Annotated in this window: 22 protein-coding genes; 9 read left to right on the forward strand and 13 right to left on the reverse strand. The window is 65.9% G+C overall.

The features are described 5' to 3' along the window. The first annotated feature begins 1 nt into the window (after window position 1). The gene (locus WG901_RS16550) at window positions 2-1495 is read left to right on the forward strand and encodes an alpha/beta hydrolase domain-containing protein (protein ID WP_339588197.1); all 1494 of its coding nucleotides are present in this window, start codon (window positions 2-4) and stop codon (window positions 1493-1495) included. On the opposite strand, the gene WG901_RS16555 is transcribed toward WG901_RS16550, so the two are convergent. Then, window positions 1496-2224 (reverse strand): SDR family oxidoreductase, encoded by a 729-nt coding sequence (locus tag WG901_RS16555; protein ID WP_339588198.1) that lies wholly within the window; start codon window positions 2222-2224, stop codon window positions 1496-1498. Between the two features lie 213 nt (window positions 2225-2437). Here WG901_RS16555 and WG901_RS16560 point away from each other — a divergent pair, with 213 nt between their 5' ends. Then, window positions 2438-4819, forward strand: coding sequence for a TonB-dependent receptor (locus tag WG901_RS16560; RefSeq protein ID WP_339588199.1), 2382 nt, complete (start codon window positions 2438-2440; stop codon window positions 4817-4819). Between the two features lie 38 nt (window positions 4820-4857). Here WG901_RS16560 and WG901_RS16565 read toward each other — a convergent pair whose 3' ends face one another. Together WG901_RS16565 and WG901_RS16570 are read right to left on the reverse strand one after the other, a co-directional pair. Further along, a complete protein-coding gene (locus WG901_RS16565) occupies window positions 4858-5337 on the reverse strand; it encodes a nuclear transport factor 2 family protein (RefSeq protein WP_339588200.1) in 480 nt (159 codons plus the stop codon). Beyond that, window positions 5337-5786: a nuclear transport factor 2 family protein gene (locus WG901_RS16570; protein WP_339588201.1), complete on the reverse strand. Its 450-nt coding sequence runs from the start codon at window positions 5784-5786 to the stop codon at window positions 5337-5339. Before WG901_RS16570 ends, WG901_RS16565 begins: the two co-directional genes overlap by 1 nt. Before the next feature lie 53 nt (window positions 5787-5839). Here WG901_RS16570 and WG901_RS16575 point away from each other — a divergent pair, with 53 nt between their 5' ends. Further along, window positions 5840-6724, forward strand: coding sequence for a TIGR03620 family F420-dependent LLM class oxidoreductase (locus WG901_RS16575; RefSeq protein WP_339588202.1), 885 nt, complete (start codon window positions 5840-5842; stop codon window positions 6722-6724). Window positions 6725-6800: 76 nt separating this feature from the next. Here WG901_RS16575 and WG901_RS16580 read toward each other — a convergent pair whose 3' ends face one another. The 5 genes from WG901_RS16580 to WG901_RS16600 all read right to left on the reverse strand — a co-directional run bounded on the left by WG901_RS16580 (window position 6801) and on the right by WG901_RS16600 (window position 14818). After that, window positions 6801-7148, reverse strand: a complete 348-nt coding sequence (locus WG901_RS16580) for a hypothetical protein (protein WP_339588203.1) — start codon at window positions 7146-7148, stop codon at window positions 6801-6803. A 149-nt stretch (window positions 7149-7297) separates the two neighbouring features. Next, window positions 7298-9832: a DNA ligase D gene (gene ligD / locus WG901_RS16585; RefSeq protein ID WP_339588204.1), complete on the reverse strand. Its 2535-nt coding sequence runs from the start codon at window positions 9830-9832 to the stop codon at window positions 7298-7300. Between the two features lies 1 nt (window position 9833). Then, complete coding sequence (gene ku / locus WG901_RS16590) at window positions 9834-10748, reverse strand: non-homologous end joining protein Ku (protein WP_339588205.1); 915 nt, start codon at window positions 10746-10748, stop codon at window positions 9834-9836. A 78-nt stretch (window positions 10749-10826) separates the two neighbouring features. Beyond that, entirely contained in the window at window positions 10827-12740 is a 1914-nt protein-coding gene (locus WG901_RS16595) for a TonB-dependent receptor domain-containing protein (RefSeq protein ID WP_339588206.1), read from the reverse strand. Then, window positions 12737-14818: a TonB-dependent siderophore receptor gene (locus WG901_RS16600; RefSeq protein ID WP_339588207.1), complete on the reverse strand. Its 2082-nt coding sequence runs from the start codon at window positions 14816-14818 to the stop codon at window positions 12737-12739. The genes WG901_RS16595 and WG901_RS16600 overlap by 4 nt, the downstream gene beginning before the upstream one ends. 138 nt (window positions 14819-14956) lie before the next feature. Here WG901_RS16600 and WG901_RS16605 point away from each other — a divergent pair, with 138 nt between their 5' ends. From WG901_RS16605 to WG901_RS16620, 4 genes are all read left to right on the forward strand, one after another. Continuing rightward, complete coding sequence (locus tag WG901_RS16605) at window positions 14957-15691, forward strand: ABC transporter ATP-binding protein (protein ID WP_339588208.1); 735 nt, start codon at window positions 14957-14959, stop codon at window positions 15689-15691. Further along, entirely contained in the window at window positions 15688-17124 is a 1437-nt protein-coding gene (locus WG901_RS16610) for an ABC transporter permease (protein ID WP_339588209.1), read from the forward strand. Before WG901_RS16605 ends, WG901_RS16610 begins: the two co-directional genes overlap by 4 nt. Then, window positions 17124-18374, forward strand: coding sequence for a DUF3526 domain-containing protein (locus tag WG901_RS16615; protein WP_339588210.1), 1251 nt, complete (start codon window positions 17124-17126; stop codon window positions 18372-18374). The genes WG901_RS16610 and WG901_RS16615 overlap by 1 nt, the downstream gene beginning before the upstream one ends. Before the next feature lie 91 nt (window positions 18375-18465). After that, window positions 18466-20208, forward strand: a complete 1743-nt coding sequence (locus WG901_RS16620) for a B12-binding domain-containing radical SAM protein (RefSeq protein WP_339588211.1) — start codon at window positions 18466-18468, stop codon at window positions 20206-20208. 76 nt (window positions 20209-20284) lie between these two features. Here WG901_RS16620 and WG901_RS16625 read toward each other — a convergent pair whose 3' ends face one another. The 3 genes from WG901_RS16625 to WG901_RS16635 are packed head-to-tail and all read right to left on the reverse strand — an operon-like array spanning window position 20285 to window position 23109. Continuing rightward, entirely contained in the window at window positions 20285-20440 is a 156-nt protein-coding gene (locus WG901_RS16625; RefSeq protein WP_339588212.1) for a hypothetical protein, read from the reverse strand. Window positions 20441-20476: 36 nt separating this feature from the next. Beyond that, window positions 20477-21775 (reverse strand): ribosome small subunit-dependent GTPase A, encoded by a 1299-nt coding sequence (gene rsgA / locus WG901_RS16630; protein ID WP_339588213.1) that lies wholly within the window; start codon window positions 21773-21775, stop codon window positions 20477-20479. Window positions 21776-21783: 8 nt separating this feature from the next. After that, window positions 21784-23109, reverse strand: coding sequence for a peroxidase family protein (locus WG901_RS16635; protein ID WP_339588214.1), 1326 nt, complete (start codon window positions 23107-23109; stop codon window positions 21784-21786). A 448-nt stretch (window positions 23110-23557) separates the two neighbouring features. Between WG901_RS16635 and WG901_RS16640 the strand changes: the two genes are divergently transcribed. Continuing rightward, the gene (locus WG901_RS16640; protein ID WP_339588215.1) at window positions 23558-23893 is read left to right on the forward strand and encodes a hypothetical protein; all 336 of its coding nucleotides are present in this window, start codon (window positions 23558-23560) and stop codon (window positions 23891-23893) included. 46 nt (window positions 23894-23939) lie between these two features. On the opposite strand, the gene WG901_RS16645 is transcribed toward WG901_RS16640, so the two are convergent. Further along, on the reverse strand, window positions 23940-24719 hold the full coding sequence (locus WG901_RS16645; RefSeq protein ID WP_339588216.1) for an SDR family oxidoreductase: 780 nt from the start codon (window positions 24717-24719) through the stop codon (window positions 23940-23942). Further along, a complete protein-coding gene (locus tag WG901_RS16650) occupies window positions 24716-25045 on the reverse strand; it encodes a nuclear transport factor 2 family protein (RefSeq protein WP_339588217.1) in 330 nt (109 codons plus the stop codon). The genes WG901_RS16645 and WG901_RS16650 overlap by 4 nt, the downstream gene beginning before the upstream one ends. A gap of 119 nt (window positions 25046-25164) precedes the next feature. Here WG901_RS16650 and WG901_RS16655 point away from each other — a divergent pair, with 119 nt between their 5' ends. After that, window positions 25165-26076 carry a LysR family transcriptional regulator gene (locus tag WG901_RS16655; RefSeq protein ID WP_339588218.1) on the forward strand — a complete coding sequence of 304 codons (912 nt, stop codon included), beginning with the start codon at window positions 25165-25167 and terminating at the stop codon, window positions 26074-26076. The last annotated feature ends 11 nt before the right edge of the window (window positions 26077-26087 follow it).

Below are 26087 nucleotides of genomic sequence, written 5' to 3' on the forward strand. Positions count from 1 at the left end.
CATGCGCTTGATCGCCAGCCTCGCGCTCGGGCTTGCCGCGCTCGGATCGACCGCCCGGGCCGCCGAGCCGCGCTGGACCGGGCCGATCGCCGAAACCTCGGCCTCGCGCATCTTCGCCCCCGCCGTGCTCGCCGGCACGCGCGAGGACGCGGCGCTCAAGGCCGCGGGCTATGTCCAGGAGGAATGGCTGCTTGCGGGCGAGGCCAACATCTATGGCGAGAACCCCGACGGCAGTCTGTCTGTGCGCCAGGCCGAGGTACCCTATACCACCCGCCTGGTGATCCTGCGCCCGCGCGATCGCAGCAAGTTCAACGGCGTGGTCCAGCTCGGCTTCAATCACCCGCAGCTCGCCGGCGTGCAATGGGGGCGGATCGACAGCCATGTCCTGCGCAGCGGCAGCGCCTATGCCCTGCTGGTGATCGGCGGCGACGCGGGCACGCGCGCGCGTTCGACCGCGCAATGGCCGGTGACCACGCCCAAGCTCTTCGCCTGGTACGATCCTGCACGCTACGCGGCGTTCCGCTGGCCCGAGGATGACGGCATCCGCTGGGACGTCATGGGCCAGACCGCGGCCCTGTTGCGCGATCCGGGCGCCTCGGGGCCGCTCGCGGGTTGGCCGGTGCGCCACGTCTACATGTCGGGCTGGTCGTTCCTCGGCTCGACCATTCGCTCGTGGATCAATTTCGGCTTCCACGAGCGTTACCGCCGGGCCGACGGCAGCCCAGCGATCGACGGCTACCTGATCGGCATTTCGGCCGGATCGGTCCCGCAGGGCCACACCCCGCTCAATTCGACCGATCCCGAGAAGGACCGCCGGCGCGATCTGCTACGTGTGATCGACCGACCCGTGATCGAACTGACCAGCGAGATGGAGGCGATCACCAACGTCAATCCGCAGCGCGCTGAAAGCGACGCTGTGGCGGGCGGTCATCGCATTTACGAGCTCGGCGGGGTCAGCCACGGCGATTCCGGCGTCGCGGGGCAGGTGCGGGCGGTCTCGCTCCAACTCAAGGCGCGCGACCATCCCGCGGTCGAGGCGCCCGTCACTTGCAGCGTGGCGGAGACCGACGTGCCGATGCGCGACGTCGCGCAGGCGGCGCTGGTCAATCTCAACCGCTGGGTCGAGACCGGTCAGGCGCCGCCGCGCGCATCGCGGTTGCAGGTGGCGGCGGGCGGCAAGGACTATGTCCGCGACGGCTTCGGCAATCCCGTGGGTGGCGTAAGGGCGGCGCAGCTCGACCTGCCGCTGGTCCGCTATGCCGAGCCGCCGGCCGACCTTTGCGGCGGCAAGATCCCGCGCCGCAGCCTGCGCCGCCTGCCGGTCGATCCCGCGCTGCTGCGCCAGGCCTATCCCGGCGGGCGCGCCGAATACCTCGCGAAATTCCGCGCGCGCCAGGCCGAGCTCGTTGCGCAGGGCTGGCTGGCCGCCGAGGACGCCCGCGCCGAGACCGCGACGGTCGAGCGCTACGCCGCGGCGGCCTTTCCCGGCAAGTAATCAGGTCGCGCGCGCTTCCAGCATCAATTCGGTCACCGCGACGTCGGCAGGCAGGTCGATCAGCCAAGGCAGCATGTCCGCGACCGAGGCAAACTGGCTGACCGCGTTGTAGCCGATCTTGCGCTTGGCGCGCTCCTCGCGGAAGCGGGCGAAGACCTCGGGCGACATGTTCATCGTCATGCCCTCCTCCATCATGCCCGCCGCGCGCAGCATCGACACGCGGATGCCGCGCTCGGCCACTTCCTCGCGCAAGGTCTTGGTGAAGCGCTCGAGCCCGGCCTTGCTGGTCTGGTAGAGCGCGAGCATCACCGCCGGTTCGGCAACCGTGCGCGTGCTGATGTTGATGACGTGGCTGCCTTCGCCCATCTGCGCGAGCGCCGCGCGGGTGACGTGGATCGTGCCGGCGAGATTGGTGTCGAGCGCCTGCGCGATCTGTTCGTCGCTGCCTTCGTCGATCATGAAAGGCTCGTAGACCGCGGCGTTGTTGATCAGCACGTCGATGCGCGGCTCGCGCTCGGCGATTGCGGCGAAGGCCGAACGCACGCTCTCGACCGCGCCGACATCGCAGGACAGGGCAAACGCGCCGCCACCGATCTCCTCGGCCACGGCCTCGACCTTGGCCAGCGAGCGCCCGAGGAGCACGAGCTGGTGCCCCTCGCGCGCGAGCCTGCGCGCCATCGCCCGCCCGAGGCCCGAACCCGCGCCCGTAATCACCACCACCTTGCCCATCCGCATCTCCTGGATTCGTTTTTCGCGAAGATAGCTCCCACTATCGACAAACCAAGTCCACCGATGGTTTTCGTTCCAGACATCGTGCTGGAACCAGAGTGCCAAATGTCATAGACGTGGTGAAATAGAACCGTGGCGTACTGTTGAAGACGCGCGGCGTCGGCTTGGGAAAACGGGCGTCGGTAAAACACCGGGCCAACGTGGGAGGATGTGATGAGGAACGCCGTCAAGCCCGGACTCCGTCTGGCAACCGCGATGCTGGCCGTATTGTCGGTCCCCGCCTATGCGCAGGACAGCGCCGACAGCCGCGGCGTCAACGAGATCATCGTCACCGCGCAGCGCAAGCAGCAGTCCGTGCTCGACGTGCCGCTGTCGATCCAGGCGACCAGCGCCGACCAGCTCGCCAATGCCGGCATCAAGCAGATGAGCGACCTCCAGCTCACCACCCCGGGCTTCGCGACGTCGAACGCCTCGGGCTACAACCAGATGTTCATCCGGGGCATCGGCAATTCGATCTTCGTCGGCGCCGATCCTTCGGTCGCGACCTTCATCGACGAAGTGCCGCGCGTGTTCGGGTCGATGGTCAACAACTTCGTCGACGTCGAGCGCGTCGAGGTGATCAAGGGCGCGCCGGGCGCGCTCTACGGCCGTAACGCCACGGGCGGCGCGGTCAACATCATCACCCGCCAGCCGAGCACCGAGACGCCCGCGGCGCTGTTCCGTGCCAGCTATGGCGAGAAGAACACCTTCCAGGCCTCGACCTACGTCAGCCTGCCGCTCAGCGAGCAGCTCGCCGTGTCGATGACCTTCGAGCGGCGCAGCCACGATGGCTACATCGACAACATCACCCCCAACGCCCAGGCCTATACCCCGGCGATGTTCCCGGCCAATCCGGCGCTCGGCGGGGCGGCGGGCATCCTCGGCTTCAGCGCGACGGGCGCGCCGATCCTGGGCACCGCGGCGCAGTTCGCGGCGCAGCTCAACGCGGGCCTCTCGGCCAAGGACAGCTACGTCACCGAGGACTTCACCGCGGTCGGCGGCAAGCTGCTGTTCCGCCCGAGCGACCGCTTCAAGATCACGGTGGCCGGCGACTACAGCGAGAAGAACGACGACAACGGCAATGGCCTCTACAACCTGACGCCCGGCTATGCCGTCGCGGTGGCCTCGAGCCTGTTCAACGCCAATGCCGGGGCCAACACCACGCCGGCCGGGCTCTTCGCGATCGGCCAGCCGCAGGCCACGCGCAAGTTCACCACGGCCCAGCGCGGCGAGGGCTACGTCAAGCTCAAGGACTACGGCGTCTCGGGCACGGCCGTGCTGAGCCTCGACGCGATCGACCTGACCTCGATCACCGCCTACCGCGAGAACCACTCCAAGTTCCTGACCGAGCTCGGCTTCCTGCCGTTCAACTTCCTCGCCGCGCGCGTGAACATCGACAAGTCGACCTTCTACCAAGAGCTGCGCGCCGCCTCGACCGGGGCGGGGCCGCTGAGCTGGATCCTGGGCGGATCCTATCTCCAGGCCAAGTTCGACGGCGGGCTTGAGACCACGATCTTCCGCGGCATTCCCTACCTTGCAAACCTGCCCTCGGGCTCGGGTCGCTATACGGTGACCAACTGGTCGGCCTATGCCCAGCTCGGTTACGACTTCACCGACAAGATCAACCTCACGGTCTCGGGCCGCTACGTGAACGAGAAGAACGATGCGATCTCGTTCAACCCGATCGCCAATACCCAGGATCCCTTCGTGCTCAAGCAGACGAAGTTCCTGCCCTCGGCCACGCTCAAGTACGGTCTCGACGGCGGCGGCAACGTCTATGCGCGCTGGGCGCGCGGCTTCAAGGCAGGCGGCATCGTGCCGGTGGTGCCGACGAGCTTCTTCCCCGATCCGATCAACCAGGGCGGCGCCTTCCGCGGCGAGACCGTCGACTCCTATGAAGTCGGCCTGCGCACGCCGCTGTTCGACCGCAAGGTCCAGCTGACCGCGGCGCTGTTCTACAACGACTACCGCGACGTCCAGGTCGCCGCGCACGTCTCGCCGACCTTCGCTTTCGCGCCCCTGGTCTCGATCTCGGTGGTCAACGCCGGTTCGGCGCGGACCTACGGCGCAGAATTGGGCCTGACAGCGAGAGTCGCCGAGCCGCTGACCTTGACCGCCTCGGCCGGCTATCTCAACGCCAAGTACAAGACCTTCCGCCTGGCCGGCAATCCGGTGCTCGATCCCTTCGACCTGTCGGGCACGCGAATGATTAACTCGCCCGAGTGGCAGGTCTCCTTCGGCGCCGACCTGCAGCAGCCGGTCGGCGATCACTGGAAGATCGTCGGCAATGCGCTGGCGTCCTACACCGACGAGATCATCTGGCAGCAGTCGGGCCTGCCCGGCGTCCTGCCGGACTCGACGGGACCGTCCTACTGGCTGGTCAACGCGCGGCTGGGTCTGCGCACCGCCGACGATGCCCTCGAGCTCGCGGTCTATGCCAAGAACCTGTTCAACGCCGGCTACACGACCTTCGGCAATTCGAGCTCGAGCTACGGCAACATCCTCGCCTGGGGCGACCCGCGGATTGTCGGGGTCGAGGCGACGGTGAAGTTCTGAATCCACGGCCCTCCCCCTCGCCGGGGGAGGGCCGATCGTCACATTACCTTCTCGTAGACCGTCCGCAGCCGGGTCAGTCGCGTCGACAGGATTCGCCAGCCCACGGCGAGCTTCACGTAGCGCTCGTGATAATGGCCGAAGCCGAGCACGAAATGGGTGTCGCCGTTGAGCGGATGCTCCTTCGAGCGGTAGAGCCGGTCCTCCATCGCCCAGATGCCCGTGGCTTCGGTGGGCGAGACGATCTCGATGATCGGCGTGTGCCCGTGGTGGACCGAGACCTGATCGGCCGCCTGTTCGGCGACCCAGGCGATCATAGCGTCGCGCGGCTCGAGGGTCATGCCCATTTCGGGCACTTCGAGCCGGCCGTCGGGCGCCCAGACCTCGTTGCGCCAGAAGGTCCAGTCCTTGTGGTCGTAGCCGTAGAAGTAGCGCGCCTTGAGCTGCTCGATCTCGTGCACCGCGGTCAGGTACTCGACCGGCGTCATGTGGTCCGACCACTGTGTCTTGGGCTGGCCCATCACAGCACCCGCTTCATCTCGACGCGCAGCCGCGTCAGCCGGCTCGCGAGCAGGCGCCAGCCCTGCGGCAGCCGGACATAGGTCTCGTGGTAGTGGCCCCAGCCGTGGAGCCAGGTCGAGCCATCGTAGAGCGGATTTTCGGGCGTGCGGAACAGCCGGTCCTCCATCGCCCAGATCACCTTGGCCTCGTCGTCCGAGACGAAGTCGATGATCGGCGTATGGCCGTGGTGCACCGAGACCTGGTCCGCCGCGGCTTCGGAGGCATATTTCAGCACTTCCTCGAAGGGCGCGAAGGGTTCGGGCCGGAATTCGGGGACCTCGAGCCGCCCCTCCGGCGCCCAGACCTCGCGGCGCCACAGGTCCCAGTCCTTGTGGTCGAAGCCATAGAAGTACTTCGCCTTGACCTGCTTGATCGCCTCGATCGCGAGCAGCCGTTCGATTTCGGTCATGTCTTGTCTCTCCCGGCCTTATTGGGGATGGAAAGACGGGAAAGGTCAAGCGCATGAGAATCGACAAGCTGGCGGTCTGGATCAACACGATCGGCTACCCTTCGGATGCCCTCGTCGCTTTCGCGCGGCGGCTCGAGGGCTGGGGCTACGGCACCTTGTGGATCAACGATGGCATGGGCAGCGATCCGATGGTGCTCGCCGCCAAGATCCTGGCGGGGACCGAGCGTCTGCAGGTCGCGCTCGGCGTCGCCAACATCTATTCGCGCGATCCGACGATGATGCAGGGCGCGCAGTACGGGCTCAACGAGCAGTGGGGCGGCAGATTCCTGCTTGGCCTCGGCGCCAGCCACCAGTTCATCGTCGAGGGGATGCGCGGACACGAAGCCTGGGGCAAGCCGGTGGCGACGATGCGCGCCTATCTAGAGGCGATGGCCGGCCTGACCTATGCTGGCCCGCCGCCGCCCGAGACGCCCACGACGGTGATCGCCGCGCTCGGGCCGAAGATGCTCGAACTCGCGCGCGATCATGCCGACGGCGCGCATCCCTTCGCGACCACGCCCGAGCATACGGCCATGGCGCGCGGCATTCTCGGGCCGGGCAAGCTGCTGCTGGTCGAGCAGAAGATCCTGCTCGAAACCAATGCCGAGCAGGCGCGCACCGTCGGGCGGGGGCTGGTCGCGGGGCTCGCGGGAATTCCCAATTATCGCAACAGCCTGTTGCGCATGGGTTTCACCGAGGCGGAGCTGGGACCCGAGGTTTCGGATCGCGCCGCCGATGCCCTCGTTGCTTGGGGCGATGCCGTGGCGATCCGCCAGCGGATCGAGGCGCACTGGGATGCCGGCGCCGATCAGGTCGCGGTGCAGGTCATGCCCCGGGACGGCGGCCTGCTGACACCCGACGACGAGAAGGTGCTCGAAGCGCTCGCGACGGGTCTATGATCTGAAACGTCAAAGCAAGACCGGCAGCCCGTTGCGGGGCTGCCGGTCGATATTCGGACGTTATGTCCTGAGGCGTTTACTGGCTTGCAGCCGGGGCCGCGCTAGCGCCGGCACCCGCGATCGCTGCCTCGAGCTGCGACTTGGTCATGCCGATCGTCGGACCCTTGGGACCGCTGGCGAACGAACTCAGCGGAACCGTGGCCTTGTTGGCGCCCGTCGAGATCACGGCGTTGGTGCCCTCGACGCTTTCGATCGTCGCGACGACTTCACCGGCCGAATCGTAGACCGTGTCGCCGGCCTTGGCCGTTGCAGCCGTGGCGGCGGGTGCCTCTGCCTGCGGAGCGGCTGCGTCCTGCGCGAAAGCGGCAGGGGCGGCCATGGCGATGGCGGAAACCGAAAGGACTGCGGTGAGGATCTTCTTCATGCGTGTATCTCCAGCTGTTGTGAACTTGCGAACTTCCAACGACCAAGGTGGCGCAAAGATGCCGTCAGGCGAGGCCAAATGCGATCAGTGGCGCGCTCGCGGCGATGGATCGACCCGGTGAGAATCGGCGCTGCGGCAGGCTGAGCCGGCTAGGCGGCGGGCAGATTCTGCGCCGCGAATCCCCATCCCTTGAGGTCCTTGCGGCGCGCGCGCGCGATCAATTCGGTGGAATCGGCGATCGACCATTCGTGCGCGCTCTCGACGTTCTCGAGTTCGTCCCAGGTGATGGGCACGGCGACCGGGGCGCCGTCGCGGGCGCGTGCTGAATAGGGCATCACCGCCGTGGAGCCGCGCTGGTTGCGCAGATAATCGATGAATATCTTACCCTTACGCTTGGCCTTGGACAGCGTCGCGACGAAGCGGTCGGGCTCGGCCAGGCTCATCGCCTCGGCAAAGCGCTTCGAGAAGTCCTTGTGCGCCTCCCAATCATGCCCCGGCGTCAGCGGCACGACGACGTGCACGCCCTTGCCGCCCGAGACCATTGCGAAGCTCGTCAGGCCGAGTTCGGTCAACCGGTCGCGCAGGTCGAAGGCGGCCTGCTTGACATGGGTCCAGTCGAGCCCCTCGTCAGGGTCAAGATCGAATACCATCCGATCCGGTGCCTCCACCTCGATGGCGTGCGAGCCCCAGCCGTGGAACTCGATCGTGCCCATCTGCACGCAGGCCAGGATACCGGCGCTGTCCTCGACGTAGATGTAGTCCTCGTGGCCGCCGTCCTTCTCGCGGATCGGCACCTGGTGGACGTCCTTTCCGAACATTCCGGAATCGTGCTTCTGGAAGAAGCACTTCTTGGCGCGCCCCTGCGGACATCGAACCAGGCTGATCGGCCGACCGGCCATGTGCGGCAGCATCAGCGGCACGACGGCGGCGTAGTAGTCGGCGAGCTGCCCCTTGGTCTGGCCGCTCTCGGGGAAGATCACGCGGTCGCGGTTGCTGATCCTGACCGTGGGTTCGGGCGCCGGCGCGGGCTGGGCCTTCTCGGGTTTCACCGCCTTGGCCGGCTTGTCGCTGCGCAGCCCGAGGAACGAGCCGTGGCGCACACGGCCCCCCCCAGGTTCATTGGCGGCGGTCATCTCGGCGAAGGCGATCTCGGCGACGAGTTCGGGTTCGATCCAATGGCCGCCGCGCGCCTCGATCCGAGGCACCTCGGCGGCGGGCGTGTCGCGCGCCAGCGGCTTCATCCGCGCGGCGAGATCGGCGAGCGTTTCAGTATCGAAGCCCGTGCCGACCTTGCCCTTGTAGACCAGCGTGTTGCCCTCGTGCTGCGCGAGGAACAGCGAGGCAAAGGGCCGCGCCTTGGCGCTCGACTGGGTCCAGCCGATCACGACGAACTCCTGTCGCCGCGTGCATTTGACCTTGACCCAGGACTTGGTGCGCGTGCCGCGATAGGGCGTGTCGATGCGCTTCGAGATGATCCCTTCCATGCCCGCCTGGCACATCGCCGCGTAGAGCTTCTCGCCCGCGCCGATGACGTGGTCGGCGACGCGGATCGGCGGCTCGGCTTGGGCAAGCAGCGCTTCGAGCCGCTCCTTGCGCTCGATCTGGGGAAGGGCCTTGAGGTCCTCGCCGTTGAGCGAGAGCAGATCGAAGGCATGGAAATCCATGTGCGATTTCTGGCTGCCGTGGCCACGCTTGAGTTCGGCCTGCAGCGCCGAGAAGCTCGGGTTGCCGTCCTTGCCCGGCGCGGTGATCTCGCCATCGATCAGCGCGGGCGGCAGATCGAGCGCGGTCACCGCCTGGACCAGCGGGCCGAACTTGTCGGTCCAGTCTAGGCCCTTGCGCGTATAGACGCGCACCTCGGTCCCCGCGACTGCGACCAGCGCGCGGTATCCGTCGAACTTGATCTCGTGGAGCCAGTCGTTGCCCGCGGGCACGGCATCGACCAAGGTCGCGAGCTGCGGCGCGGCGAACTTCGGGGGCTTGCCCGCGGACCTTTTGGCGGCGGGCTTGGTGGCGCGCTTGTTGTGCGCGGCAGCCTTTTCCATCTCTGCCGCGAACACCTCGCCCTTCTTTCCCTTGAGCGAGTGGCTGGCCTTCTTGTCGGCGGCGATCTCGGCCATCGAGCGGCCGGTGAGCACGCTCGACAACGCGCGTTCGACGAGATCGCCCGCACCACCGGCATGTTTGTCGTCGATCTTGCGCAGCAGCCAATTCTCGCGCTTCTCGCCGGGCCGCGGCTTCATGCGGACGAGCAGCCATTCACCCTTCATCCGCTCGCCGTGGAGCACGAAGTGCAGGTGCCCGTCCTCGATATCCTTGGCGCTCTTGCCGGGGATCGGGTCCCAGGTACCCTTGTCCCAGAGCATGACCGTGCCGCCGCCGTACTCGCCCTTGGGGATCGTCCCCTCGAACTCGGCATAGGACATCGGGTGGTCCTCGGTGCGCACCGCCAGCCGCTTGTCCTCGGGATCGAGGCTCGGGCCCTTGGTCACGGCCCAGCTTTTGAGCACACCGTCGACCTCGAGCCGGAAGTCCCAGTGCAGCCGCGTCGCCGCGTGCTTTTGGACGATGAAGCGGTTGCCCTCGGGGCTCGACTGGCGCTTGCCCGCAGGCTCTGCGGTCTTCTTGAAATCGCGCTTGGCGTTGTAGGTCGCCAGCGGGTCCTTCCGCGCGCCGGCCGCCATGTCAGGCGCGCTTGCGGGCGATCGGCGCCTTGGCGGCGGGCTTGCGCGCGGCCGGCTTCTTCGCCGCAGCGGCGGTCTTCTTGGCCGGCGCTTTCTTCTCCTCCGCGTCGGCCGGCGGTTTCTTCTTGCCCTCGACCGAGGCCTTGAGCGCGGCCATCAGATCGATGACGTTCGACTTGCCGCTGACCGCGCCGGGCTCGTCGGTGTCCTCGATCACGCGCTTGCCCTTGGACTTGGCCTTCTTTTCGATCAGCCGATGCAGCGCGTCGATATAGCGGTTGTGGTATTCGCCCGCGTCGAACTGGCCCGACTTCTTGTCGATCAAGGTCGTGGCCAGGTCGAGCAGGTCCGCGTCCGGCTTCTTGTCGTGGATGTCGCGGAAATAGTTCGCGGCCTTGTTCACCTCGTCGGCATAGCGCAAGGTCTCGAGCACCAGCCCGCGCCCGCAGGGCTTGAGGCTGATCAGGTATTCCTGGCCGCGGATCGCCAACTGGCCGAGCCCGACCTTGCGCGCCTTCCGCAGTGCCTCGCGCAGCACGACATAAGCCTCTTCGGCCAGCTCGTCGGCGGGGACGACGTAATAGGGCTGGTCGAAATAGAGCACGTCGATCGCATCGGCATCGACGAACTGGACGAGATCGAGCGTGCGCTTGGACTCGAGCTTGACCGCTTCGATCTCGGCATCCTCGAGCAGCACGAAATTGCCCTTCGAGACCTCGTAGCCCTTGATGATCTCGTCGCGATCGACCGGGCCGACCCCGGGCACGACCTTCTCGTACTTGATCGGCTTGCCCGAGGGCTCGTGGATCTGACGGAACGAGATCGAGGCGCCCGACTTGGTGGCCTTGTAGATCTCCACCGGGATCGAGACGAGGGCGAGGCGGATCTGTCCCTTCCAATATGCGCGAGCGGCCATGCGAACCTCCGGCCGAGTCAAGCTGCGGCGGGGGGATTGGTTCCAGGGCGGCGCGCGGGGCAGGGGGTTCCTTTCGCCTCAGAAGTCCGCCGTCACCGAGGCCACCGCCCGGCGCCCTTTCGCCAAGGTAAACCCGCCGCCTCCCGAAACCTGCCAGCCGTAGACGTCACCGAGGTTGCGAACCTGCACGCGGAACATCGTGGGGACCTTGCCGACGCGCGTGCGATAGCGTGCGCCAAGGTCGACGATCGTTCTTGCCGGAATGGCCAGTGTGTCGGCGGCATTGGCAACGCGACGGCCTTCGTGAACGAGCCGGGCATCGAGCGAAAAACCGGGCAGCGAGGACAGTTGGTAGTCGACCGCCGCGTCGATGAGCATACCGGTCCGGCCGATCGGCTTCGCACCGAGCCTGCCATCGGCAACGGCCTGGCCGCTGACCCGCGGGCGCAAAAGAACCGCGCCGACGATGAGGTTTAGGTTCGGAACGGGCCTGGCCGAGAGAGAGCCTTCTAGGCCGCGATGGGTCACCGATCCGAGCTGACGATAGGCGCCGTCGCTCCGGTCGATCTCGAAATAGGGTTTGGCAATGTCGAAAGCGGCCAAGACGATGCGCCAGGTGCCGAGCGCATAGCGCGCGCCGAACTCGTATTGCCGGGTGCGCAGCGCGGGAAGGGCTTCGCCTCGGTTGGCCGCATTGCTCGGCGCGATGCCGCTTTCCTCGAGCCCGCGCGTCGTCGCGGCATAGAGCGTGAGGCGATCGGTCGGCATGAGTGCGAGCGCGGCATTCCACAGCCAGGGCCGGTCGTGCTGGTCGGTCCGGGGTAGGCCGGGCTGGTCGATGCGCTTGCGGTAGTCGGTGCGGGTGACCCCGAGATTCAACTCAGCAACGCGCGGCCAGCGCAACTCGTAGGCGAGCGCGTAGCTCAGGTGCCGCACGCGGTCGTGGGTCGGCGGACCATAGCCGAGAGCGGGTTCGGGCACAGGCGCCGGCACGCCGACCCGGCCGATGCCGAGATCGGCGACCGCATAGCCGCCATAGTCGGTCGCGACGCTGCGGCCGCGCGCCGAGGCGAGCAGGCGATGGCGGCGCGGTCCCTCGGCAAAGGTCCGGCTGACCCGGATTTCGCCCGAGGTCGAGGCGGCGCGCTGGTCGCGGCCGCGGATCACGAACGATCGGCCGAGGCCCTGGCGATCGACGCCTTCGAAATAGGCGGAGGCATAGTCGTCGCGCGCGAAGCGGCTGTTGAACGCGCCCGCGGCGATCTGCCAGGCGCCGAGATCGGCCTTGAGCATGGCGCCGTAGTTCTGCGCGTGCCCTGCCCATTGCCCCCAGTCCTGGCCGAAGAAGCGTCGGCGTTCGATGCGTGGGGGCAGGTAGGCGCCGGCCGTGTAGATCGTCGGACCCTGTTCCTCGTCGCCGAAGTCGTAGCGCCCGAAAAAGCCGGTCAGTTCGACCCGGTCGACCGGCTGCCAGCGCGCGACGCCGCCATAGCTGACGAACCAGCCGCCCGCGCCGTTCACGTACTGGTCGTCGAACAGGCCGAGGTCGAGATTGACGCTGAAGCGCTCGCTGACCGGCAGAGCGAGATCGGCGGTGAAGTCGGTACCGAGATATTCGCCGCTGCTCAGCTGCAGGCTCGCCACGGCGTCCTTGCCGACACGGCGCAGATCGATGTCGACGATGCCGGTCGGCGCGGGCAGCGGATAGCCGAAAGCCGAGAGGCCGACACGAACGTTGGAGCCGCGCACGATCACGTCGGTGACCGCGCCCTGCTTGTCGAAATAGAGCCCCTCGATCCGGTTGTTGCCCGCGTCGGACGCGCTGAAGCCGCGGACCTGGCCGCTCGCATAGATGCCGATCGATTCGTTGCCGACGCTCGAGCCGAAGCCGTCCTCGGCCGTGCGCGCGGCATTGTCCGCGGTCCGCTGGGCCAGGGCCGGAGTCTCGCCCGAGCCCCAGGCAAGCAGCGCTGCGGAAACCAGCTTTCTCATAGTGCGAACACGAGCCGTGCGCGGACCGTGCGCGGCGCGCCCGGCGTGATCCAGACGTCGCTGTAGGAGCTCTCGATATAATAGGCGTCGAACAGGTTATCGACGTCGAGATGCGCCTTCAAACCCCGGGTCAGCTGATAGGAGAGGTTGAGGCGCGCCGTGACGTAGTCGGGCAGACGAAAGCCGCTGGCGACGTCGTCGCCCGGCCGCCCGCCGACATAGGTCAGCCCCAGGCCGAGGCCGAGCGAGCCGGGCTCCTTCCCATTTGATTGCCAGAATGCCTGAACGGCGCCGCTATGCCGGGGCACGTTCGAAAGACCACTGTTCAGAAGCGCGGGGCGCGTGTCCTCGACGACCCTGGCGTCGGTATAGGCATAGACCGCGGTCAGCGAGAACCGGTCATCGGGGCGGAAGTTGAGGTCGGCCTCGACGCCCTTGCTGCGCGCGCGACCGGCGGCGATCGAGAAGCCGGCATTGGCCGGATCGGTGACGAGGACATTGTCCTTGGTGATGCGGAACAGCGAGACGGTTCCGGTCAGCCTCTGCTCCGCCAGGGCGAACTTGATGCCGGCTTCGAGCGCCTCGCCGCGTTCGGGGGTGAAGGGGTTCGAGGCGGCGTCTATGCCCTGATTGAACCGGAACGACTTGCCCCAGCTGACATAGGCCGAGAGGTTCTCGGTCGGCGCGAAAGTGAAGGCCGCGCGCGGCGAGGTGACCGAGGGGGCCTGCCGGTCGGTGCGGTTCGTGCGGTAGTTGACGTTGGCCTGGCGGATCCAGTCGTGGCGAATGCCGAGCAGCAGCGAGAAGCGCTTGCCGAGCGTGACGAGATCCTGCGCGTAGACGCTTTCGCCGTGAAGCTGTTCGAGCAGGTCCTGGTTGAGCGGAGCGACCGGCTTCGGCTGGCCGTAGACGGGGTTGAAGATGTCGATGCCGTAAGGCGTCGTCGCGGTCGGGCTGAAGCGGTAGAAGATCCGGCGCTGATCATAGTCGAAAGCGTCGCCGCCGAGGCGGAACTGGTGCTCGAGCCCGAACAGATCGCCGTTGGCGCTGAGCTCGACGCGGCCCGACAGGTCCTGCCATTCGTAATCGTGTATCCGCAACTGCCGGCGCAACGTGGTGCCGACGAGCGCCGCGTTGTGCGTCGATTGGCCCGACATCTGCCCGTCGCGATATTGCACGCCGGCCTCCAGCGCGACGCCGGGCGCCAGGTCGACATAAATCGTGCCCTGATGCTGCACGGTGCGCTGGGTGATCTGCCCGTCGTTTGGCTCGCCGAAAAAGCGGCTGCGCGGCAGCGCCTTGGGATCGCCGTTCACCGCAACGAGGCCGCGATCGTGGGTGAAGTGCACGAGGTTGTATTCGAGCTGATAGAGCAGCCGCACCGCTTCGCTTGGCTTCCACGCGATCGACGGGGCGAGGAGCAGCCGGTCGGCCTTGTTGAAATCGCGGAAGCTGTCGCCCTGCTGGTAGACGCCGATGACTCGCGCCGAGAGGCCGTCGCTGGCCGGCCCGCCCAGATCGAAGACGCCGCGGCGCGTATCGAAGCTGCCATAGGACAGCTCCCCGGATGCGTGGAACCGATCTTGCGGGGCCTTGGTGACGACGTTGATCGATCCACCCGGCTCGCCTTTGCCCGATAGCGCCGAGGCCGGACCCTTGAGCACCTGAAAGCTCTCGAGCGTGGCGACGTCGCGCCGGGCGTTGAAGCCGCGGTTCGCGGTGAAGCGGTTGATTAGGAGATCGGGCCCCTGGTTGATGTCGCCCGAGAATCCGCGGATCGCATAGGCGTCCCAGGCGCCGCCGAAGCTGTTCTGCCGCGCCATGCCGCCGGCGAGATCGAACAGTTGCGAAAGGTCGGTGTAGCCGGTCTGTTCGACGAGCTCCTTGTCGAGGACGCGCACGTTCTGCGGCAGCAGGATCGGCGCGATCGAGAGGCCGTTGATGCTGGCGTTGGCCTCTCGCGACCCGGTGACGACGATCTGATCGCGCTCTTCATCGGCGTCTTCGCTCTCCTCGGCAAAAGCCGGGACAGGCATCAGCAATACGCTCGGTAGCAGCCAGTGCTTCCATCCACTCATGTTCGAAACCCCCGTAATGATATGATGTATCATTGGGGTAGGGCGCTCCAATGCGGCCGTCAATGTTATGATATAATATATCTCTTGACCGGAGTGCGCTTGGCCGCGAAATGTGGGCTCCTGACGAAGGAGAATCCCATGCCCGAGCCCGTTTCGGCTCCAATCGACCTGTCCGCTGTCGCGCTCTCCTATGGATCGCACCGTGTGCTCGACGGCCTCACGCTCCAGGTCGCCCGCGGCAGCATCTATGCGCTGCTCGGCGGCAACGGCGCCGGTAAGTCGACCACGCTCTCGGTGCTGCTCGGCTTCGCGAAGCCCGAAGCGGGCAGGGTGCAGATCGCTGGGATCGATCCGGGTGCCGATGCGGATGCAGCGCGTCGCAGGATCGCCTATCTTCCCGAGAACGTGGCGCTCTATGAGCATCTCTCCGCCTTCGAGAACGCCGACTACCTGCTGGCGCTCTCGGGCGAGCGCCAGTCGCGCGATGCCGTCCTCGGCGCTTTCGCCGCCGCGGGCCTGCAGGAGCGGGCCTGGGACCAGCGGCTCGGCGGTTTTTCGAAGGGTATGCGTCAGAAGGTGGCGATCGCCGTGGCGCTGCTGCGCGAAGTGCCCGTGCTGCTGCTCGACGAGCCGACCTCCGGCCTCGATCCGCGCGCGACGGCCGACTTCAACACGCTGCTCGCCTCGGTTCGCGCGCGCGGTACCGCGGTGCTGATGGTGACGCACGACCTGATGAGCGCCGCCGACGTCGCCGATCGCATCGGTTTCATCGCTGCCGGCCGGATCGCCGACGAGGTGGCGGCTGCGGGCCGCGAGCGGTTCGATCTGCGCGCATTGCACGCGCGCTTCGCGGGCGAGAGGGCCGCGGCATGAACCCGGCGCTGCTCGTGGCCCGCGACGAACTGCGCCTGATGCGGCGCAATCGCGTCGCCGTCGTCGCCTTCGCCCTGCTCGTGCTCCTGACCTTGACCGCGGTGGTCACCGCCTGGAGCCACCGCCAGGGCATCGACGCTCTGCGCACGCGTCACCAGGCCGCGGCCGATCGCGCCTTCGACGCGCAACCCGATCGTCACCCACACCGCGTCGTCCACTACGGCACCTTCATCTTCCGCCCGCTCGGTCCGCTCGCGGCGTTCGATCCGGGGGTGGACGCCTTCACCGGCAATTCCATGTTTCTCGAAGGTCACCGGCAGAACACCGCCAATTTCGGCGACGTGCGCCAGAGCTCGCTGCTGATCCGCTTCGGCCAGCTCACTCCGGCCTTCGTCCTGCAGGCGGTCGCGCCGCTGCTGCTCATCTTCCTTGGCTATGGCGCGATCGCGCGCGAGCGCGAAAGGGGCACGCTGCGGCCCCTGATGCTGCAGGGGGCGTCGAGCGGCCAGATCGTTGCCGGCAAGCTCGTCGCGCTCGGGCTGGTGGCGCTTCTGGCCGGTCTTCCGGCGATGCTCGGCTTCGCGCTGATCGCGGGCCAGCCGGGCGCCCAGTCCGCGCCGATGGCGCTGATCGCGATCGGCTACGGTGTCTACCTCGCGCTGTGGTCGGCGCTGATCCTGTTCCTGTCGGCGCTGATGCGGCGCAGCCGCGACGCGCTGATCGCCTTGCTCGCGCTGTGGGCCGTGCTCGTCGTGCTGCTGCCGCGCGTGGCGCCGGACGCGGCCGGCGCCATGGTGCCGCTGAGCAACCGCCTTCAGACCGATATCGCCATCGCGCGCGACCTGCGCGGCCTGGGCGATAGCCACGATCCCGCCGATCCGCACTTCGCGCGGTTCAAGCAGTCGGTGCTCGACCGCTACGGCGTCACCCGTGTCGAAGAGCTTCCCGTGAACTACAAGGGCATCCTCGCCGTGGAGGGCGAAAGGCTGACCTCGGACCTGTTCGACCGCTACGCGGCGCGGAGCTTCGACGCGCAGGTTCGGCAGAACGACGTGGTCCATTCGCTCGGCCTGCTGAGCCCGGCCATCGCGCTGCGTACGCTGTCGATGGCGGCGGCGGGAACCGACTTTGCGGGCCATCGCCGCTTTCTCGAGCAGGCCGAAGCCTATCGCTTCGATCTGGTCCAGCGCCTCAATCGCCTCCAGGCCAATGCCGTGAGCTATGCCGACGACACGGCCCGGGATGCCGACGCCGACCGGCGCAAGCGCGTTTCGGAACAGACCTGGCAGGCCATGCCCGATTTCCGGTTCCGCCAGCCCGCCGGTTCCACGCTCGCCCTAGCGGCGCTGCCGTGGCTCGGCGTGCTGGCGGCGTGGCTTCTCGTGGCAGCCGCCGCGCTCGTCTTCGCCACGCGCCGTCTGGGAGGCCGCTGATGCGCATCTGGATGCACGAAGCGCGGCTGCTGTTCCGCGCGCCGCTCGCGGTCGGCGCCCTGGCATTGCTCGCGGTCCTGAGCCTGGCCGCGGTCGGCGCAGGGCTGGCCGAAGTGGCGCGCCAGCACGGGGCCATCGCGGCGATCACCGAACCGCAGAAGCAGGACATCGCCGCGATCGCCGCCTGGGTGGACAAAGACAAGGATGCCGGCAGCGCTGCCTATTACACGTTCCATCCGACCTGGGACGCGCCGTCGCCGCTCGCTTTCGCCGCGATCGGCATGCGCGACGTCTCGCCCTACATCCTGCGCGTGCGGGCGTTGGGCCTGGAAGCGCAGATCTACGACGGCGACGTGTTCAATCCCGAACTGGCCTTGCCGGGGAGGTTCGACTTCTCGTTCCTGCTCGTGTTCCTCGCGCCGCTTTTCGTGATCGCGCTGTTCCACGATCTCATTTCGGGCGAGCGAGAGGCCGGCCGTGCCCGCATGCTTTCCGCCCTGCCGGGCGCGCGACGGCTCTGGTTCCGGCGCGCGCTGCTGCGCTTCGGCCTGGTCTTCGCGGTGATCATGGCGCCGTTTCTCGTCGCTGCCATCTGGTCGGCCGTTTCCGTAGAGTCGGTAGCGCTGATCGTGCTGGCCGCCGCCGCCTATCTGCTGTTCTGGATCGCGCTCGCGCTGCTGGTGGGCCGGCTCGGCGCGAGCTCGACCGCCAATGCCGCGACTCTCGCGGGCGCTTGGCTGGTGCTGACGCTCGTTCTGCCCACTCTGGCACATGTGGCGATCAATCAGGCCGTGCCGATCGATCAGGGCTCGGAAATCGCGCTGGCGCAGCGCGAGAAGGTCAACGCAGCATGGGAAATCCCGCGCGAGGAAACCATGCGCCAGTTCTACGCAAGCCATCCGCAGTGGTCCGGCTCTCCACCGCTCGGCCCGGATTTCCACTACAAATGGTACCTGGCCTTCCATCAGGTCGGCGACGAAAGCGTGGCGCGGCAGGTGCAGGCCTACAAGGCCGGCCTGAAGAAGCGCGATGCCGCGGCGCGGACGGTGGGATGGGCCTTGCCGCCCGTCGGTCTGCAGGCGTTGCTGACCGGGCTCGCCGGTACCGATCTCGCCGCGCAACTGGCCTACCAGGAGCGCATCCGCGCCTTCCACCGCGACCTGCGCGAGTTCTACTATGGCTACCTTTTCACCGATCGCCCCTTTGCCAAGGCAGACTTCGCGAAGGCGCCCAGGTTCGAAGGATCGTGAATGGCCGGCTCGCCGCCATTGAGCGGTGGACAGGCTTTCGCGCATGGTCGATCATGTCGGGAGGTATCGATTGATTTTCTGATAGGGGAACATGGACAAAGTCTTGTCAGCGCCGGCGCTTCGCGAAGGCCTCGAAGGTTCGCGGGTGGCGGCCGGCTCGCCGCGCCGGAAGGTTCTCTTCGTCGTCGTCACGCATCTGCGCTCGGAAGGCAATGCGGGGAACATCCAGGACTATCCCTATGGCGTCCTGTCGATCATCAAGCATAATCAGGGGCTTGCTGATTTCGACATCATGGACGTGGCCATCGATCACGATGGCATCGCGCGGCTCGAGGGCGATCTGCGCGCCAAGCTCGAAGCGTTTCAGCCCGATATCCTCGGGGTATCGGTCATGTTCGACAATGCCTATTTCGCCATCGCGCCGGTCCTGAAGGTCGCCAAGCAGGTGTCGCCGGACATCCTGACGGTGTGCGGCGGGCCGGCGGTTTCCCCCGTCGCCAAGAAGATCCTGCAGAACCAGCCCGACCTTGACGCGATCTGCTTCTCCGAAGGCGAACTGCCGTTCCACGATCTGCTGATGGCCGAGAACCTGCTCCAGGAGGTCGAGGATCACGCCACCTGGGTGTCGCGCAAGGATATCGCCAGCCCCAAGGGCCCGCAGAAGAAGCTGCTGACCGACATCAGCGAGGTCATCGACATCGACTATTCGCTGATCGACGTGGCCAGCTACGATCGCCGGGTGTCGTTCAATCCGCTCGACGACCGCTATCTCGACAGTCTGCGCGCGTTTCCGATCGTCACCTCGCGCGGTTGCCCGTTCAAGTGCTCGTTCTGCTGGCATTCGGGTGAAAACGACAAGTCGATGCGCTATTCGGGCGTCGACGAACTGATCGCCCATGTCGAGAACATCGTGGCGCGCTATGGCGCCAACTGCCTGATCTTCTACGACGACATGCTGCTGCTGGCGCGCGATCGCGCCAAGGAAATCTTCCGCCGGCTCGCGCCCTTCAACCTTCGCATCGAATTGCCGAACGGCCTTTCGCCCACCTACATGGACGAGGAGCTGATCGAGCTGATGTACAAGGCCGGGGTCCGATCGGTCCGCATCGCGGTGGAATCGGGCGACGAATGGGTCATTCGCAACCTCGTCAACAAGCCGATGAAGATCGCCCATGTCCAGCCAGTCGTCGATGCCCTGCGCAGGCACAACATCTGGATCGTGGCCTTCATCGTGGTCGGCCTGCCCGGCGAGACCGACCAGCATCGCCAGACAACGCGCGACAAGATCCTCGAATGGGGCATCGACCTCTGCAGCATATCGGTGGCGAGTCCGATCAAGGGCTCGCTGCTCTATGAGCAGTGCCTCGAGGAAGGCTATATCGACCCCAACGCGGAATTCCTCGTGTCCGGCTTCCTCTATGGCGAGAACGTCATCAACACGAAGGAGTTCTCTGCCGAATACATCTCCGATGCGGCCTATGTGATGAATCTCGACGTCAATTTCGTCAATTCATACCGCTTGCAGAACGGCGACTACGCCGCGGCCGATTCCTACTTCGAATATGTCACGCGAACCTATCAGAACCACGCCTTCGGCCACTATTGCCTGGCGCTGACCAAGGGCCAGCTGAACCAGCCCGAAGCCGCCGCGCGCCATTGGGCGGAAGCGGTGCGCATCGGCCGGGCCGACCCGCTCTGGGCCGGTTATTTCGACCGCTTCGGCATCACGCTGGGCCAGGACTACGACGAGTTCGTCGCCCTGGCCCTGATGCGCGGCCATGGCGCAACGCAACTGAGCTATGTCGGAAGCACGGGAACCCTGATGAGCGCTTGAGAGCGGACAGTCACAAACGGGCAGGGCGAGTATCGACCCAGGTCGCCGCGCCGAAGATCGTCGCAGCGGCTGGTCCTCAGACGTCCTTCCTGGCCTTGTGTTCGCTCAGAAGGCGGTCGAGCTCTGCTATGCGTATGCGTTCGGGGGTGTCCTTGGCGAGCCCCTTGAGCCGGCAGGCCGCCCATAGGCTCCTGCGTTCGGATTCGAGCGCTTTCAAATAGAGATCGGCCATTTGCTTTCCTTGATGTCGGGTGGTGTCGCCAGGTCGCTATCGACGCGGTCCCTTGCCAGGTTTCTTCGCATGAGACTGCGCCCGTCTTTCGGCAGCATCGGCGCGATCTCGCCGCGTTGTGCTTCGCCCGGAATTCGCGGTGTCTTCCGATGCCAGCTTGCACCAACGATCGAAGCGATCGCGATTGATCTGCCCGGTCGCCAAAGCGGGCCGCACGCTGCAGCCGGGCTCGGCTCCGTGAGAACAGTTCGAAAAGCGGCACTGCCGGGTAATGGCGACGATATCGTCGAAGACCTCGGCCAGGCCCGCGGCCGTATCCGCCAGTTGCAGTTCTCGCATTCCCGGAGTGTCGAGCAGCCATCCGCCCCGCTCCAGGCGATGCATCTCTCGCACGGTGGTCGTATGGCGACCTTTGCCGTCCTCCTCGCGGACCGCTTGCGTTGCGATGTTGTCGGAGCCGCGCAGCGTGTTGACCAAGGTCGATTTGCCGACGCCGGATGAGCCCACCAAGGCGACGGTCTGGCCTTCACCGCACCAATCGGCAAGCCTCGCGACGCTGGCAGCATCGCGCGCATTGACGGTTTCCACGGCAAGGTCCGGTCGAAAGCGCCGTACCTCTTCGGCAAACCGCTCGGGCTCGTCGGCCAAGTCCATCTTGGTGAGGACGACGACCGCAGGCACTTGCACCTCCTGCGCGAGGACGAGATAGCGCTCGATCCGCGCGATGTTGAAGTCCTGATTGCAGCTTGCGACGATGAACACGGTATCCACGTTCGCGGCGATCACTTGCAGCTTCTGGCGGCCTCCCGCGGCGATGCGCTTGAACAGACTGGCCCGGCGCAGGAGCCGCACCGGCTGGAGGTTTTCGCGGTGGAGCAGCAACCAGTCGCCGGTGGCGGGGCGATGTTCTTCCGCATCGGCCCCGGGGATGCGTGGTTCGATGAGTGCTTCCATCCCCGCGCCCGCTACCGCGATCTTCCCGCGATGAACCGCCATGACGCGAACGGGCAGGCAGTCTGTTTCCTCCTCGCTGGAGATCTGTGCGCTGAAGAAGGGTTTCCAGCCCAGTTCAGCCAGTCGGGGATCGAATAAGGCCATGAGCTTTGGTTGTGGGCTTTCGCGAGCAGGGGTGCCTTGACTGCCGAACGGTGCGGGATCGATCGATGGGTCGCAGCGGGAGAAGAGCGCATTGTAAATACGAGCGCTCGGTCTCTCGATAAGAGCCCGTACAGAGCAAATGCCCGCTTGCCTATGGCGCTGATCACCATTCCGGGTGCGCAGGCGCGACTGGACTTCATTCGGCTCGAAGGATCCGAGCCGGATGAAGTCCGTCATGTCGTCGCTCAGGCGACGCCGGCAAATCGCAGCAGGTCGATTATCAGGAAGTCGTCGCCGGTCCGTCCTGCATCGATCGTCGGCAGTGACGGCTGCCATTCGGGATCCTGGGACAGATACGACGTGCCATCGCCCTGCATCAGGCCAATGAACACCTCTGCGATGATCCTGCCGCCGACCGGGCCGAGCGTCTTTCCTTCGGCCAGCACTGCCGCCTCCCGCAGGATGTAGAACCAAAGCGGGGTTCGGTCATCGAGACCATAGGGTTTCAGGTCGGCCAAGTCCCCCTTGGATAGGATCGGCAGTTCCATCGCCTTCGCCACGCGCTGACCCGAGGGCAAGGAGAAGGTGAGGTGGCGCAGCAGGTTGCGCTGGGCGAGCGAAGCCGGGTTGGATTTCGCCGCCGCGTTCGGCACCACCGATCCGGGCAGCCGGAACATGGCCGTCGACAGGATGCTGTCTATCGCCTTGTTGGGTCGAACGTTGCCGTCGCCGAAGTCGAAGAACGTCGGCCAGTCGATGAAGCGTCGCGGTGCGCGGTGACCGCCGGACAGATCGTCCGGATCGTTCGGGTTCGACGGGGTGGGCGTGAAGATCATCCCGAAAAACGGTTGTCCGCCAGGATTGCCCGTGAAATTGGCGCGATAGGAAGGGCGCACCTGGCTGTGGCCGAAGCGGTAGGCCGCGACCGAGAATTCCACCGGGACGAACGGCTCGTTGTGCCACTTGTAATGCTTGCGGCCGTTGGCGAGAATGTCTTCGACGACCGCGGCGCCGCAGGTCTTCTTCAGGAATTCGTGGATCACGATCCATTGGTAGTGCCAGCGCACCAGGCGTTGCGCCTCGCTGAAGATCTCGTCGGGGTTGGTCAGTTTGACCTTCGTCTTGACGTGATCGATCGCCGCATTGTGGAACTTGAGGAATGCCACCTGGAGCTGCGAGATGATCAGGTTCTCGTCATCGCGCGGATCGCCGATGAGGGCGACGTTCTGGCTGTTGCGCGGCACGTCGAACTTGCCCGGCGTACCGGTTTCCTCGAGCAGGAACTTGATCCCTTTCCCGGCACCCTGATCGTACAGATGCGGACTGCCGCCGGGGCCGGAGCCGTACACGTTGTCGAGCGCGAGCGACGGCGTGCGGAAGTTGGAGATGTGCTCGGGATCCGCCTGTCGCTCGAGGCTGGAGGTCGGGTCGAACGTCATGTCGTGATCGAGGAACTGCCCCAGAAAGGTAAAGCCGGCAGTGAGCTGCGGGTTGTTCGGGTTCTTGGCCGACAGGGCCGGTTCGGTGATCAGTTTGATAGGGCCTTCGGACAGTTTGTCCTTGGCATCCATGATCCCGCCGGGCTTGCCGATGTCGATCAGGGCTTCGCGAATTTCGGGTGTGTCCGATGAAAATGCAGGCAGCTGCGGGAAGAGTCTCCCGAATCTTCCGGAATCGAAATACTTTGATTTTGGCGGAACTATATCGTGCGGATAAATACCGTGACGAGCCATCTCATCCTCCTGTCAATCGATTGTTATTTTTTTGGGATGCGACCGAGGAGTGGAGTGCGACATCGTCATTGCAAGAAGGCGTAAGTTTCGAGTTAACTGATGATTAGCTGTCCTATACGCGGCAAGTCGTGGTTTTGCGGGGATGAAATCATGTGTTGCCAGTCGTGACGTCGATCCGATTTGATGCGGGCGTTGTCGGCTGGAAGGTTCACCGACGAGTGAAATCGGGTTGGATCGGTTTGGATCCCAGGCACCCCTGAAGGGTTGAGGCACTGAAGGAGTAGCCATGCCACACGCCAGCAATGTCGTTTACTGCGACGGCCCGGACTGTCCGCACGCATTCGACATGATCGCTCTTCAGCCACGAAACGGCGCGCTTGACGCGCTGTGCCCTCGGTGTCGAGGCCATGGCAGCTGGAACGCCCAGATCGATCTCGTGACGTTCCGCTGCCGTCGCGCGATCTGCGATCGTTGCAACGGCGCAGGCTGGCTTGAGACCGGAGATGATCCCGTGGCGATTCCCGACATAGAGTTGGGACCCGGCGGTGAGCCGCGTTGGACCTTGCGTTACCTTCGCAAGGAGGATGCGGACGACATCGATCCGGGTCCCCTGTCGGGATGAGGCGGCACGGGCGGGTCAGGCTGATCGACAATTGGGATGATAGTGATCAGGCTGTCGGCACCGTGCCACCATCGATGACATATTCTGTGCCGGTGATCGTTCCTGCCCGGTCCGACGCGAGGAAGGCGATCAGGCTGGCGACTTCGTCCGGCGTGGAAGGCCGGCCGATCGGGATGCCACCCAGAGAGGCCATGATCATGCGCTTGCCTTCTGCGACATCGGCGCCGTGTTCCGCCGCCAGGCGCACCGCGAGGTCGACGGACGCCTCGGTCTCGATCCAGCCAGGTGACACGCGCACGACGCGAACGCCTTGGGGCGAAACCTCTTTCGAGAGGCTCTTGCTGTAGGTCGAGAGCGCGGCCTTGGCAGCCGCGTAAGCCGTGGTCGCCTCGGGAAGAGGCAGCGCGCGCTGGATGGACGTGACGTGGATCACGACGCCGCGGCCGCGCGCCGCCATATCGGGCACCAGTTCGCGATCAAGCCGTACCGCAGGCATGAGGTTGAGGTCGAGTTCCCGATTCCATTCTGCATCTCCAAGCGCCGCGAAGCCGCCGGCCGGCGCCGACGAGCCGCCCAGCATGTGGACGATGATGTCCACGCCGCCCAGGCGTTCCCGCACGGCTTTGGCGAGGACCGCGCAGTCCTCGGGACGCGTGAGATCGGCTGCGACGAACTCGAACGCGCTCGGTGTGGGGGGCGGCGTGCGGGCGGTCGTCAGCACGTGGGCGCCCAGTTCCTGGAACAGCGCCACGGTGGCGGCTCCTGCGCCGCGGGTGCCCGAGGTGATCAGGGCGCGCCTGCCTTCGAGGCTGATGAACGGCTTCATGGGATCACCTCCAGTTCGGCGATCTTCTGGCCATCCAGGACGAAGAAGTAGCGCAGGTCGGCTGGGCTGCCCGGAAAGTCCCCGACGAGATGGTTGGTGACGGCCATCCGGCCGTTTTCCTCGGCGATCGTGCGCGGTTCTGACGTGTAGGTGTATTTCGCAGAGGACTCGACCTTCCACCGATGGATGGCCGCGCGCCCGGTGTAGGTGCGCCCTTCGTCTTTCACGACGGCCGTAGGGGTGAAGCATTGCGCAATGGCATCGGCACTCGAGCCTGCGTCGGCCGAAAAATAGTCGGCGATGGGTTGGGGTAAAACGATAGCCATTTGCTGCTCCTGGGATGGAATGAGCCAGGTTCCTGTTCCTGGCCCTGAGCAATCTAGCTATGGACATTGATGTCGATAATCGGGATAAAACTGGACGAAGTATTCCGATTGGAGGGATAATGTCGCGGCCTAGCCTTGTCGAACTCGATGCGGTGCTCGCGATCGTGCGACGCGGTTCGTTCCGTGGCGCTGCGCTCGAGCTCGAAATGTCCACGACCGCGCTCAGCAACGCGATCGGCAAGCTGGAACGTCAGCTGGGTGTGCGCTTGTTCCATCGCACCACCCGTAGCGTCTCGCTGACCGATGCCGGTCGCAATTTCGTCGGGCAGGTAGGGCCGGCGATGCAGGACATCCACGATGCGATACATGCGGCCCAATCACAGCAGGAAACCCCTTCGGGAACCTTGCGGATCAACGCGTTCGCAACGGCGGCGCGAGAAATCCTCTCACCGTTGATATTCGAGTTCCTGCGGGCCTATCCGCAGGTGCACATCGACCTGGTCACGGAGGGGCGGCTCGTCGACGTCGTGGCCGAAGGTTTCGACTTCGGAATACGCGCCGGAGATCTCGTGCCCAGCGACATGATCGCCCTGCCATTGGGGCCGCCGCGGCGTAACGTGGTGGTCGCCTCGCCAGCCTATTTCCAGGCGCACGGCAAGCCATTGGTCCCGCCCGACCTCTTGCGTCACGCTTGCCTCAAGGTGCGCCTTCCGAACGGGGCTCCCTATCGCTGGCAGTTCGCGAAAGATGGTCAATCCCTGCAGATCGACGTCGTGGGTCCCATCACGCTCGATGAAGCGAGCCTGTCACGACGGGCGGCGTTGGCAGGGATCGGCATCTGTTACACGATGGAATCCGAGGTGAAGGAGGACGTCGAGGCCGGTCGGCTGGAGGCAGTCTTGGAAGACTGGACGCCGCCACTAGCGCCCCTGTCGCTCTACTACCCAGGAAGAAGGCATCCTTCGGCGGCGTTCAAGGCCTTTGTCGATCTTGCCCGCGCGTTTTCAAAACGATCTGGCGGCAGGCGCTAACGCCGGGGCCG

The sequence above is a fragment of the Novosphingobium anseongense genome (assembly GCF_037482895.1).
In the GTDB taxonomy this organism is placed as follows: Bacteria; Pseudomonadota; Alphaproteobacteria; order Sphingomonadales; family Sphingomonadaceae; genus Novosphingobium; species Novosphingobium anseongense.